The following is an 11136-nucleotide window of genomic DNA, read 5'->3' as shown; positions in this document are numbered from 1 at the left end:
CTGGCCGCTTGCCAGGCGCAGGTTCCCGGTTGTAACGTTCAGGCATCATGAAAAGGAGAAGCTATGCTGGGTTTAAAACAGGTTCACCATATTGCGATCATTGCCACCGATTACGCGCAAAGTAAGGCTTTCTATTGTGACATTCTCGGCTTTGAGCTGTTAAGCGAGGCGTACCGTGAAGAGCGTGATTCCTGGAAAGGCGATTTGGCGTTAAACGGCCAGTATGTCATTGAGCTGTTCTCCTTTCCTTTCCCGCCTGCGCGTCCTTCTCGTCCGGAAGCCTGTGGCCTGCGCCATCTTGCTTTCAGCGTAGAGGACATTGATAGCGCGGTGATGCATCTGGAGGCGCACGGTGTGGCATGCGAAGCCATACGTGTCGATCCGTTTACCGGTAAACGTTTCACCTTTTTCAACGACCCGGACGGTCTGCCGCTGGAGCTTTACCAGCAGTAAACGCCGGTATGTGTGATAATGCCCGACCAGTTCGGGCATTTTTTTACGTGTAATTGCTTATGATCTCATCTGATATTGCGCAAGCCGTTTCGCCGTACCGCCAGCTGCTGGTGGGGTTTAGCGGTGGGCTGGATTCCACGGTGTTACTTCATCGCCTGATGCACTGGCGCGATCGAGAGCCCGACGTTCAGATTCGGGCTATTCATGTTCATCATGGGTTGAGTCCTTATGCAGATGAGTGGGTTGCGCACTGCGACGCCCTGTGCGCGGCGTGGGGGATCCCGCTGCACGTGGAGCGTGTCGTACTCGAAAATGAAGGGCTGGGCATTGAGGCGCAGGCGCGTAAAGCCCGCTATGCCGCGTTTGCCCGCGCGTTAAAGCCCGGCGAGGCGCTGGTGACGGCGCAACACCTTGATGATCAGTGTGAGACATTCCTGCTGGCGCTCAAGCGGGGGAGTGGCCCGGCAGGGCTATCCGCCATGCCTGAGCGTACCGCGTTTGACGGCACAGAATTACTTCGCCCTCTGCTGGGCGAAACGCGCGCGTCTCTTGAAACCTGGGCGCAGCAGCATCAGCTGAGCTGGATTGAAGATGAGAGCAATCAGGACGACAGCTACGATCGCAATTTCCTGCGTCTGCACGTCTTGCCGCTGTTGACGCAGCGATGGGGGCACTTTGCTGAAGCAACCGCCCGCAGCGCAGCACTCTGCGCTGAGCAGGAAACGCTGCTGGATGAGTTGCTGAGCGACGCGCTATCCGACCTGACATCCGGTGACGGGGCGCTGGCGATTACGCCGCTTGAGTCGATGACCCCAGTGCGGCGCGCGGCGCTTCTGCGCCGCTGGCTGGCCATGCACAATGCGGCTATGCCGTCGCGCGCCATGCTACACCGTATTTGGGAGGAGGTTGCTCAGGCGCGGGAAGATGCCGCCCCGTGTGTGTATCTCAATGGCTTTGAGGTCAGGCGCTACAAAGGCCGGCTGTGGTGGGTAAAATCCACCCCTTCGCTTACCGATGTGGTGCTGGCCTGGCCGTCACCCCATGACGCGCTGGAACTGCCTTATCAGAGGGGAACCGTTTCGTTGACCGCGTCGGGCCACGTGCGGCTACCCAATGCCGATGAACCTGTTACCGTGCGCTTTAAGGCCAGCGGTGTGCTGCACATTGTCGGGCGCAACGGCGGGCGTAAGCTGAAGAAAATCTGGCAGGAGAACAACGTGCCGCCCTGGCTGCGCGATACCACACCGCTACTGTTTTACGGCGAGACGTTGATTGCGGCGGCGGGCGTATTCGTGACGAAAGACGGGTGGGCAGAAGAGGGGGGTGGTTTTCAGTGGACGGTGTAACGGGCAGCGGGGCTGCCCGTTAATGTTCATCAGGATTCGCTCACCACAACGGTGCCTATTTCCGGGTGACTGAAGCTGGCGATTTTATCCAGGCGAAGCTCGCGCGTCGCGCCGGCATCTTCCACTACCAGGTATTCCACGTTCTTACGTGAAACCAGGTCGCTGGCTTTCGCCTTCAGCACTTCGCCATCTTTGAGTTCCAGCGTCAGTATTAAATGATGCTGGCAGGCGAGTTCGAGGTTGTCATAGTCATCACAATTGATGGGTTGATAAGTTTCATTCATCGACATAATCGCTCACCAGTAGATTCGCTGCAGCATACGCTGCTTTTTCCCTGACCGATTCTGAAAGACTCTCATCAGAGGCCACTTCATTTAGCACTTTGAGTACACAACCCAACGCATCCGGGATATAGCCCAGATCGCCGCTGGCAATTTCCGCATACCGTTTGCGAATTAGCTCACAATAATTGTTCACATCCCCTCCTGCCAGCGCACTGGCTTACTGTGAGATAACATTAAGCCTACGAAGATAAACTCGGTTTAGCAAGGTGACTATACCATACTCATTTAAGCAATATCAGAGCCTTGATAGCGGCCTGTTCATCACCTCGTAACAGCCTTTTGCCGCTATTTTCGCTACACTGTGCGCCTTATACGAAAGGAGTTCTCTCATGGCGCTGAAAGCGACAATTTATAAAGCTGTGGTTAACGTGGCGGATCTCGACCGCAACCAGTTTCTGGATGCGTCACTGACGCTGGCGCGTCATCCGTCTGAAACCCAGGAGCGCATGATGCTTCGCCTGCTGGCGTGGGTGAAGTATGCTGATGACCGTTTGCAATTTACCCGTGGCCTAAGCGCGGAAGATGAACCAGAAGCCTGGCTGCGCAACGATCATCTGGGCATTGATTTGTGGATCGAACTCGGTCTGCCGGATGAACGTCGGATAAAAAAAGCGTGTACGCAGTCAGCGGAAGTGGCGTTATTTGCGTATAATCAACGTGCTGCGGAGATTTGGTGGCAGCAGAACAAGAAAAAATGTGCGCAGTTTGCCAATCTCACCGTCTGGTATCTGGATGACGAGCAGCTGGCGCAGCTGAGCGCGTTCGCCAGCAGGACCATGGTGTTGCAGGCAACTATTCAGGATGGTGCGATCTGGCTCTCTGATTCTCAGAATAATCTGGAAATCCATTTAACCGCGTGGCAACCAGCGTCATGATTGATTTGTCCCGAAACGTCAGCATTCCTGATAACGAGCTGGAGATCACGGCGATCCGCGCGCAGGGCGCGGGCGGACAGCATGTTAACAAGGCTTCAACCGCTATCCATTTGCGCTTTGACATTCGGGCCTCCAGCCTGCCAGAGTATTACAAAGAACGTTTGCTTGCCGCCAGCCATCATCTGATTACCAGCGATGGCGTGATAATTATCAAAGCGCAGGAATATCGCAGTCAGGAACTGAACCGCGAAGCGGCGCTTTCCCGGCTGGTGGCCGTCATAAAAGAGTTAACCGCAGAGCAAAAAAGCCGTCGGGCTACGCGACCAACCCGCGCGTCGAAAGAGCGCCGGTTATCAACGAAGTCGCAAAAATCCTCGGTAAAAGCACTACGCGGAAAAGTTCGTCGCCCTGTGGAGTGACGAAAAGGAACACACTTTTCATAAGGGATCCATCGTGAAAAAAGCACTATTTTCAGCATTAGCCGTCAGCACGCTGTTCGCACTCTTCGGGTGTAACAACCGTTCGGAAACGCAGGCCTTGCAGGCCGCGCCTACTGAAGCGTTAAAACCGATGCAGCAGAGCTGGCGCGGCGTACTGCCGTGTGCGGATTGCGAAGGAATCGAAACCACGCTCTTCCTGGAAAAAGATGGCACCTGGGTCATGAACCAGCGCTATCAGGGCGCAAAGGAGCCATCTTCTTTTGCGAGCTACGGAAAATGGGCACGTACCGCCGAGAAGCTGGTGCTGACCGATACCACGGGTGATAAAACCTATTTCCGCGCTAAAGGTGAGGGGATGGAGATGCTCGATCGCGAGGGCAACCCGATTGAGTCGCAATTTAATTACACGCTCGCGCCGGTGAAAGCGGCGCTGCCTGCTACGCCAATGGCGATGCGGGGAATGTACTTCTATATGGCGGATGCGGCGATCTTCACCGACTGCGCCACCGGTAAGAAAGTCAGCGTGGCAAACAATGCTCAGCTGGAGCGGGATTATGCCGTCGCGCGCGGGAATGACAGTAAGCCGGTTTTACTGACGGTTGACGGTCACTTTACGCTGGAGCCTAACCCGGATAGCGGTGAGATGGTGAAAACGCTGGTGGTTGATAAAGACGCGAGCTTTGCTGCGGGTAAAGACTGTAGCAGTAAATAGCGTCTTCGTGAGCCAATAAAAAACCCCGCCTGAGCGGGGTTTTTGTTTTTTAGCCTTTGATGGCTTTCATCAGGTAATCAAGGATGTCGCCGGTCTTGATCATCTGTTTTTCGCCGCTACGACGGTATTTGTATTCGATTTCGTCGCTGTCGAGGTTACGATCGCCAATAACGATGGTGTGCGGAATGCCGATCAGTTCCATATCGGCGAACATCACGCCCGGACGCTCTTTACGGTCGTCCATCAGCACGTCAACGCCCTGCGCGCGCAGCTCAGCGTACAGCTTCTCGGCCAGCTCCTGAACGCGGTAAGACTTGTGCATGTTCATTGGCAGGATGGCTACCTGGAACGGCGCAATGTTGTCCGGCCAGACGATACCGCGCTCGTCGAAGTTCTGCTCGATAGCGGCGGCAACCACGCGCGTGACCCCGATACCGTAGCAACCCATGGTCAGCACCTGGTTACGACCGTCTTCGCCCTGAACAGCCGCATTCATGGCGCGGGAGTACTTATCGCCCAGCTGGAAGATATGGCCCACTTCGATACCGCGTTTAATCATCAGCGTACCCTGGCCGTCCGGGCTTGGATCGCCCGCCACCACGTTACGGATGTCCGCAACTTCTGGTGTTGCGACGTCGCGATCCCAGTTAATGCCAAAGTAGTGCTTGCCGTCGATGTTGGCACCTGCAGAGAAGTCGCTCATTGCAGCAACCGTACGGTCAACAACCACGGGAACGGGCATATTTACTGGACCCAGCGAGCCAGGACCGGCGTTCACGACGGCACGGATTTCCGCTTCCGTAGCAAACGTCAGCGGGCTGGCAACCTGTGGCAGTTTTTCTGCTTTCACTTCGTTCAGCTCGTGATCGCCGCGCACCAGAAGGGCAACCAGCGGGTATGCGCTGCCTTCGGCCGATTTAACCAGCAGCGTTTTAACCGTTTTCTCAATCGGCAGATTGAACTGCTCAACCAGCTCGGCGATGGTTTTGGCGTTCGGCGTATCAACCAGCGTCATCTCTTCGGTTGCGGCGGCGCGTGGCGCTTTTGGTGCCAGAGCTTCTGCAAACTCGATGTTAGCGGCGTAATCAGAGGAGTCAGAGAAGATCACATCGTCTTCGCCGCTCTGCGCCAGAACCTGGAACTCGTGGGATGCGCTACCGCCGATTGAACCGGTATCAGCCTGTACAGCACGGAAATCCAGACCCATACGGGAGAAGATTTTGCTGTAAGCCTCATACATTTTGTCGTAGGTCTCCTGCAGAGATCCCTGAGAGGTGTGGAAAGAGTAAGCATCTTTCATCAGGAATTCGCGGGAGCGCATAACGCCAAAACGTGGACGCACTTCGTCACGGAACTTGGTCTGGATCTGGAAGAAGTTCAACGGCAACTGCTTGTAAGAGCTCAGCTCGTTGCGGATCAGATCGGTAATGACCTCTTCATGCGTTGGACCGAGAACAAACGGACGATCGCCGCGATCGGCAATACGCAGCAGTTCGGGACCGTACTGCTCCCAGCGACCACTCTCCTGCCACAGTTCAGAGGGCTGAACCACGGGCATTAACACCTCGATTGCACCGGCGTTGTTCATCTCTTCACGCACGATGTTTTCGACTTTTTTCAGGACGCGCACGCCGGTCGGCAACCAGGTGTACAACCCGGAGGCCAGCTTGCGGATCATCCCGGCGCGCAGCATCAGCTGGTGGCTGATCACCTCGGCGTCGGCAGGTGTCTCCTTCAGAGTGGAGAGCAGATATTGGCTAGTACGCATGTTGTTACGGTTCCATTTCGACTATTGGAACAGGCTGAAACGCCAGCCTGACACAAAAAAAGTGGTTTAGTTTACCAGTGTGGCAAAGATGCCAAAAGAGAGGAGATTAAAATTACCTGGGTTCCAGGGCAAACACTTCAAAACCGGCCTCGGTGACGCGCCAGCGAACGTTAAAATCCAGCAGCCAGACGGCGTACGTTTTCCCTGACTCCTCTTCTTTGCGGTAGGCGGGACGGGGGTCCTGAGCCAGCACTTCCGTGATAAAGTCCCGCAGACGAGGATAGCGTTTTTCAAGCTGATTGAGCGTGTCCGTCAACGCCGGTGTGAAAGAGACGGGCATGTCCGCATGAGGCGCGTCCTGTGCATAGCTCGCACGGGCCTCCGGCAGGGCCTCAGCAAAAGGCAGATACGGCTTGATGTCGATAACCGGTGTGCCATCCACCAGGTCGAGACTGCCTAACGCCAGTATCACCCGATCCTTTTCACAGCGTATGCCTTTCAGTTCGACCAGCGACATGCCAACCGGGTTTGGACGGAAGGTTGAGCGGGTCGCGAACACGCCCATTCTCGCATTTCCGCCCAGACGAGGAGGGCGAACGGTAGGACGCCAGCCGCCATCCATTGTCTGGTGAAAGACAAAGACAACCCACAGGTGGCTGAACGCCTCAAGTCCGCGTACCGCATCGGCCTGATTATAAGGCGCGATTAAGTGAAGCTCGCCGCTGCCGCTGGTCACCAGACCAGGCTGGCGCGGGACGGCGAACTTCTCTTTATAGGGGGAGCGGATAACGCCTATCTGCTCGAACTGAAACGAACTCATTTCGCCGTAATGTTCAGCGCAGAACCGATGCAAACCGCCTGACGGTAGCAGCCTGGCGTACCGCTGGTCACTTCACAGCTGTGCAGCAGCACCGCGTTGGCTTTCATTTTTGACGCGTTAATCTGCATACGTTTACGAGCTGTCGGGATATTCGGTGGAGAGTCCTGGTTCGTTGCCTGGCAGGATTCGCCGCTGACTTCACCCAGCTCACGGAATGGTTTTCCGACGAGATCGTCTGCTTTGGTAATAATGCGAACCGGGGCAGGTCGAGGGGCTTTTGGTTTCGCTGGCTCCGCTTTTGGCGGGGTTGCAGTGCTTTGAACAGGTTCAACAGGAGATCTGCTTAGCATAGAACAGCCGCTCAGCATGAGTGCTAAAAGACAGATCGGTAAAGCACGCATAATAGTTCCTCAGTGGATAATCAAAACGTCAGATATTGAATCAGTTGCCCGCACAAATGACAAGACGGGCATAAGCCCGTCTTGATGATATTACACTGAAGTCAGATTACCAGCCTTTAACAGCGCCGCCGTTAAACACTTTATTCGCTTCCTGGTAAACTTCTTCTGACTGGTATGCCTGCACGAATTTCTTCACGTTTTCCGCGTCTTTGTTATCTTCACGGGTAACGATCAGGTTAACGTACGGGGAGTCTTTGTCTTCAACAAAGATACCGTCTTTCGCTGGCGTCAGGCCAATCTGGCTGGCGTAGGTGGTGTTGATCACGGCCAGCGCAATCTGCGCATCGTCCAGTGAACGCGGCAGCTGAGGGGCTTCCAGCTCAACCAGTTTCAGATTTTTCGGATTCTCGGTCACGTCCAGTACGGTCGGCAGCAGACCTACACCCTCTTTCAGTTTGATCAGACCCACTTTTTGAAGCAGCAGCAGGGAACGGCCAAGGTTGGTTGGATCGTTTGGAATGGCCACCTGAGAGCCTGGCTGCAGTTCGTCCAGCGATTTAATCTTCTTGGAGTAACCGGCAATCGGGTAAACAAAAGTATTGCCCGCTGCAACCAGCTTGTAGCCACGGTCTTTGATCTGCTGATCCAGGTACGGTTTGTGCTGGAAGGCGTTGGCGTCGATATCGCCTTTGCTCAGCGCTTCGTTTGGCAGAACGTAATCGTTGAAGGTCACCAGCTCAACGTCCAGGCCATATTTCTCTTTCGCCACTTTCTGGGCGGCTTCTGCAACCTGCTGCTCAGCACCGACAATAACGCCCACTTTAATGTGGTTTGGATCTTTTTCGTCCTGACCGCAACCCACCAGTGCCAGAGAGCCAATTAGCGCGCCAACCGCTGCAAAGGTCTTTAATTTAAACGCCATGTTTTATCCTTAACTCATCGAGTTTGTGTTGTGTGTAACGTTATTTATGCGTAACAGCCCGGACGATGCGATCGCCAGAGAACTGAATTAAATAAACCAGAACAACCAGCAATACCAGAACGGTATTCATTACGGTAGCGTTATAACCAATATAACCGTACTGGTAGCCAATCTGGCCTAAACCGCCGGCACCGACTGCACCACCCATCGCAGAATAGCCCACCAGGGTAATCAGCGTAATGGTGGCTGCGTTTACCAGGCCCGGCAATGCTTCAGGCAGCAGGACTTTACGTACGATCTGCATTGGCGTGGCACCCATTGCGCGGGACGCTTCAATCAGGCCCGTTGGGATTTCAAGCAGGGCGTTTTCCACCATTCGGGCGATAAACGGTGCCGCACCGACGGTCAATGGCACGATAGCCGCCTGCAGACCGATAGAGGTGCCGACGATCACGCGGGTAAACGGAATCATCCAGACCAGCAGAATGATGAACGGGATAGAACGGAAGATGTTCACTAATGCGGAGAGCGTACGGTAGAGCTTCGCGTTCTCAATGATTTGCCCCGGGCGCGTCACGTACAGCAGCACGCCGACCGGCAGGCCAATCACAAAGCCAAAGAAACCCGATACGAAGGTCATTGCCAGCGTTTCCCAAACGCCGCGAACCAGCAGCCAAATCATCGGCTCAGACATAACCCAGTACCTCTACTTTTACATGATGTTCTTGCAGCCAGGCAATTGCCGCCTGGGTTTCTTCCTGTGTGCCGTGCATTTCCGTCAGCATGATGCCGAACTTCACGCCACCGGCGTAATCCATCTGCGCGCTGATAATGTTGTTATTCACGTTGAAGCGGCGCGCGGTTTCCGAAAGCAGCGGCGCATCGACCGACTGGCCGGTAAACTCCATGCGCAGCATCGGGACGCTGTCAGGCGTTGCGTCTGTTTTTAAACGTTCCAGATAATCTTCGGGAATATCCAGGTGCAGCGTTGACTGGATAAACTGCTGCGCCAGCGGCGTTTTCGGGTGAGAGAACACTTCGCTCACCGTATCCTGCTCAATCAATTCACCATTGCTGATCACTGCCACACAATCACAGATGCGTTTCACCACATCCATCTCGTGCGTAATAAGAAGGATGGTCAGCCCCAGACGACGGTTGATGTCTTTCAGGAGTTCGAGAATCGAACGGGTTGTGGCCGGGTCTAATGCGCTGGTGGCTTCATCGCACAGCAGCACTTTTGGGTTGCTTGCCAGGGCTCGGGCAATGGCGACGCGCTGCTTTTGACCGCCGGACAGGTTAGCCGGATAGCTATCATGTTTATCGCCCAGACCTACGAGGTCGAGCAGCTCGGTCACGCGACGCTTCACTTCTTCTTTCGGCGTATTGTCCAGCTCCAGCGGCAATGCGACGTTGCCAAAAACGGTGCGGGAGGCCAACAGATTAAAGTGCTGGAAGATCATGCCGATCTGGCGGCGTGCTTTAGTGAGTTCTTTCTCTGAGAGCGCGGTAAGTTCCTGACCGCCAACTTCTACATTGCCCTGGGTTGGGCGTTCAAGCAGGTTAACACAACGGATCAGCGTACTTTTACCTGCACCCGATGCGCCAATGACGCCATAAATTTGACCAGCAGGAACATGCAGGCTGACGTTGTTCAGCGCCTGAATGGTTCGGTTCCCCTGCTGGAACACTTTGGTGATATTGGAAAGTTTAATCATTAGATTATTTTTATCGTATGTAAGTTAGCCGTGGCATTTTGTTCTGCCAGATACGGGTGATGACCGTAAACAAAACGGATGTTAAGGCATCCAGACGTCTAAATCAATCCAACTCTGTGCGATGAGCACTTTATTGCGCTGCGATTCATGAGATACTAGCCGAACATGCCTTTTTCAGGAGCAAACCGGTGGCAAAATCAGTACCCGCAATTTTTCTCGATCGTGATGGCACCATTAATGTGGATCACGGTTACGTTCATGAGATTGATGAGTTCGAGTTTATCGAGGGTGTAATAGAGGCCATGCGCCAGCTGAAAGAGATGGGCTATGCGCTGGTGGTTGTCACCAACCAGTCTGGTATTGCGCGTGGAAAATTTACCGAAGCACAGTTCGAGACGTTAACAGAATGGATGGACTGGTCGCTGGCGGATCGGGGCGTTGACCTTGATGGTATCTACTATTGTCCGCATCATCCCCAGGGAACAGTAGAAGAGTATCGCCAGACGTGTGATTGCCGTAAGCCGCACCCGGGGATGTTTATCTCTGCGCAGGAATTTCTGAATATCGATATGGCCGCCTCTTATATGGTGGGCGACAAGCTGGAAGATATGCAGGCGGCAACGGCGGCGGGTGTGGGGACCAAAATATTAGTGCGCACCGGCAAACCTGTTACCCCCGAAGCAGAAAACGCAGCCGACTGGGTAATTAATAGTCTGGCCGAGCTGCCAAAAGAGATAAAAAAGCATCAGAAATAGGCTTTTTGGCGAAAAGGTGAGCGGTTGAAATAAAAATGCATTTTTCCGCTTGTCATTCCACGGCGGCTCCCTATAATGCGCCTCCATCGACACGGCAGATGTGAATCACTTCACACAACAACCGGTCGGTTGAAGAGAAAAAATCCTGAGATTCAGGGTTGACTCTGAAAGAGGAAGGCGTAATATACGCCACCTCGCAACGGTGAGCGAAAGCCGCGTTGCACTGCTCTTTAACAATTTATCAGACAATCTGTGTGGGCACTCAAAGTGACATGGATTCTTAATGTCTTCGGACAATAAATGAATACCAAGTCTCTGAGTGAACATACGTAATTCATTACGAAGTTTAATTCACGAGCATCAAACTTAAATTGAAGAGTTTGATCATGGCTCAGATTGAACGCTGGCGGCAGGCCTAACACATGCAAGTCGAACGGTAGCACAGAGAGCTTGCTCTCGGGTGACGAGTGGCGGACGGGTGAGTAATGTCTGGGAAACTGCCTGATGGAGGGGGATAACTACTGGAAACGGTAGCTAATACCGCATAACGTCGCAAGACCAAAGAGGGGGACCTTCGGGCCT

14 protein-coding genes and 1 rRNA gene are annotated in these 11136 nt (G+C 54.1%); 7 read left to right on the top strand and 8 right to left on the bottom strand.

The genetic code is table 11. The annotated features are described in order from the left end of the window. Positions 1-63: 63 nt before the first annotated feature. The gene (locus FFS28_RS10895; protein ID WP_137849539.1) at positions 64-453 is read left to right on the top strand and encodes a VOC family protein; all 390 of its coding nucleotides are present in this window, start codon (positions 64-66) and stop codon (positions 451-453) included. A 59-nt stretch (positions 454-512) separates the two neighbouring features. After that, positions 513-1799 carry a tRNA lysidine(34) synthetase TilS gene (gene tilS, locus FFS28_RS10890; protein ID WP_137849538.1) on the top strand — a complete coding sequence of 429 codons (1287 nt, stop codon included), beginning with the start codon at positions 513-515 and terminating at the stop codon, positions 1797-1799. 29 nt (positions 1800-1828) lie between these two features. Here tilS and rof read toward each other — a convergent pair whose 3' ends face one another. Both rof and FFS28_RS10880 read right to left on the bottom strand, forming a co-directional pair. Then, positions 1829-2089, bottom strand: a complete 261-nt coding sequence (gene rof / locus FFS28_RS10885) for a Rho-binding antiterminator (RefSeq protein ID WP_006173581.1) — start codon at positions 2087-2089, stop codon at positions 1829-1831. Beyond that, a complete protein-coding gene (locus FFS28_RS10880; protein WP_006173580.1) occupies positions 2076-2276 on the bottom strand; it encodes a YaeP family protein in 201 nt (66 codons plus the stop codon). Before FFS28_RS10880 ends, rof begins: the two co-directional genes overlap by 14 nt. Before the next feature lie 196 nt (positions 2277-2472). Here FFS28_RS10880 and FFS28_RS10875 point away from each other — a divergent pair, with 196 nt between their 5' ends. From FFS28_RS10875 to nlpE, 3 genes are read left to right on the top strand one after another with little or no spacing between them, the layout of a single operon-like run. Then, entirely contained in the window at positions 2473-3018 is a 546-nt protein-coding gene (locus tag FFS28_RS10875; protein ID WP_137849537.1) for a YaeQ family protein, read from the top strand. After that, entirely contained in the window at positions 3015-3437 is a 423-nt protein-coding gene (gene arfB / locus FFS28_RS10870; RefSeq protein WP_006173578.1) for an alternative ribosome rescue aminoacyl-tRNA hydrolase ArfB, read from the top strand. The genes FFS28_RS10875 and arfB overlap by 4 nt, the downstream gene beginning before the upstream one ends. A 34-nt stretch (positions 3438-3471) precedes the next feature. After that, a complete protein-coding gene (nlpE, locus tag FFS28_RS10865; RefSeq protein ID WP_042319204.1) occupies positions 3472-4170 on the top strand; it encodes an envelope stress response activation lipoprotein NlpE in 699 nt (232 codons plus the stop codon). 49 nt (positions 4171-4219) lie between these two features. Here the strand turns inward: nlpE and proS are convergent, their stop codons facing one another. The 6 genes from proS to metN all read right to left on the bottom strand — a co-directional run bounded on the left by proS (position 4220) and on the right by metN (position 9799). Beyond that, a complete protein-coding gene (proS, locus tag FFS28_RS10860; RefSeq protein WP_137849536.1) occupies positions 4220-5938 on the bottom strand; it encodes a proline--tRNA ligase in 1719 nt (572 codons plus the stop codon). 112 nt (positions 5939-6050) lie between these two features. Beyond that, positions 6051-6758 (bottom strand): tRNA (N6-threonylcarbamoyladenosine(37)-N6)-methyltransferase TrmO, encoded by a 708-nt coding sequence (gene tsaA / locus FFS28_RS10855; protein ID WP_042319201.1) that lies wholly within the window; start codon positions 6756-6758, stop codon positions 6051-6053. Beyond that, positions 6755-7159 carry an envelope stress sensor lipoprotein RcsF gene (gene rcsF, locus FFS28_RS10850; RefSeq protein WP_010426664.1) on the bottom strand — a complete coding sequence of 135 codons (405 nt, stop codon included), beginning with the start codon at positions 7157-7159 and terminating at the stop codon, positions 6755-6757. The genes tsaA and rcsF overlap by 4 nt, the downstream gene beginning before the upstream one ends. 106 nt (positions 7160-7265) lie before the next feature. Further along, a complete protein-coding gene (gene metQ / locus FFS28_RS10845) occupies positions 7266-8081 on the bottom strand; it encodes a methionine ABC transporter substrate-binding lipoprotein MetQ (protein WP_042319200.1) in 816 nt (271 codons plus the stop codon). A gap of 40 nt (positions 8082-8121) precedes the next feature. Further along, positions 8122-8775, bottom strand: a complete 654-nt coding sequence (locus FFS28_RS10840; RefSeq protein WP_008501881.1) for a methionine ABC transporter permease MetI — start codon at positions 8773-8775, stop codon at positions 8122-8124. After that, positions 8768-9799: a methionine ABC transporter ATP-binding protein MetN gene (gene metN / locus FFS28_RS10835; RefSeq protein ID WP_058609776.1), complete on the bottom strand. Its 1032-nt coding sequence runs from the start codon at positions 9797-9799 to the stop codon at positions 8768-8770. Before metN ends, FFS28_RS10840 begins: the two co-directional genes overlap by 8 nt. A gap of 188 nt (positions 9800-9987) precedes the next feature. Here metN and gmhB point away from each other — a divergent pair, with 188 nt between their 5' ends. Together gmhB and FFS28_RS10825 are read left to right on the top strand one after the other, a co-directional pair. Beyond that, positions 9988-10554 (top strand): D-glycero-beta-D-manno-heptose 1,7-bisphosphate 7-phosphatase, encoded by a 567-nt coding sequence (gene gmhB / locus FFS28_RS10830; RefSeq protein WP_042319195.1) that lies wholly within the window; start codon positions 9988-9990, stop codon positions 10552-10554. A gap of 368 nt (positions 10555-10922) precedes the next feature. Further along, positions 10923-11136 (top strand): 16S ribosomal RNA (locus FFS28_RS10825); the annotation flags it as partial.

The sequence above is a fragment of the Enterobacter sp. 2VL genome, from assembly GCF_005503595.1.
In the GTDB taxonomy this organism is placed as follows: domain Bacteria; phylum Pseudomonadota; class Gammaproteobacteria; order Enterobacterales; family Enterobacteriaceae; genus Enterobacter; species Enterobacter cancerogenus.
This window is presented reverse-complemented; position numbering and strand designations above follow the sequence as displayed.